The sequence below is a fragment of the Mesorhizobium sp. M7A.F.Ca.ET.027.03.2.1 genome (assembly GCF_003999175.1).
GTDB lineage: Bacteria > Pseudomonadota > Alphaproteobacteria > Rhizobiales > Rhizobiaceae > Mesorhizobium.
The window spans coordinates 1-802 of record NZ_RZOM01001643.1 but is presented as its reverse complement, the minus strand read 5'-3'; the positions used below and the strand labels follow the sequence as shown (position 1 = coordinate 802).

Here is an 802-nt window from a genome sequence, read left to right as displayed (position 1 = left end):
CCTCGGCCGGTCCGAACGACACGGCAACGGTGTCCAATTTCCGGCTCTCCGCCGTCGATCTCGACGGCGCCGGTGCCGCCAATGAACGCGTCATCAACTTCCAGATCACGGCCAAGATCGACCATGCGGCGTTTCCTTCGCCGACCGTGATCGACAACCAGGGTGTGATCAAGGTCAGCAACGGAGCCGGCCCCGGGACCATTATCCCGTCGCAGGATCCGGGCAAGCCCGACGATGGCGACTACAAGACCGGGGCCAAGACCTCGATCAAGATCGACCTCACCAACTGTGATAAGCGGCCACCGCCTCCCGACCGGGAATGCTTCAAGGTGGAACGCGGCACGGTGGACTGCGTGCCCGGCGGCGGCGCCTTCATCTACCACATGCCGGTCGGCCCGGAGATGGGCGGCAAGTGGGTGCAGGTGTCGACGACCACATCAGGCGTCACCATCATCCCCGACACCCAGTTGGTGCCGGCGGGCGGCGGTGTGCTCAACTGGAAGATCGTCGGCGCATCGCCCGGCGACGTCATCCACCTCATCGTCACCGGCATCGAAACCTATGCCGGTTCGAAGGAAGGCTGGGGCCTTTGCTGCACGCAGACGATCGACATCGTCATCCCGCGTGACCAGAGGTGCCCGCCCAAGGACAAGGAGCCGGACCTCAAGGTCGAGAAACGCGCCGACGTGACGCGTTGCACGATGGGTGGCGGCTGCGACTTCACCATCAGGGTCACCAATGTCGGCACCGGTGCCTACCACGGCAAGATCGTGCTCGACGAGGTGACGCTGCCGGCCGGATC

The 802-nt window shown here is 64.8% G+C and carries 1 pseudogene; it reads left to right on the top strand.

What is annotated here, in order from left to right:
• Positions 1-802 (top strand): annotated as a pseudogene (locus tag EN750_RS37045) (hypothetical protein); the annotation flags it as partial.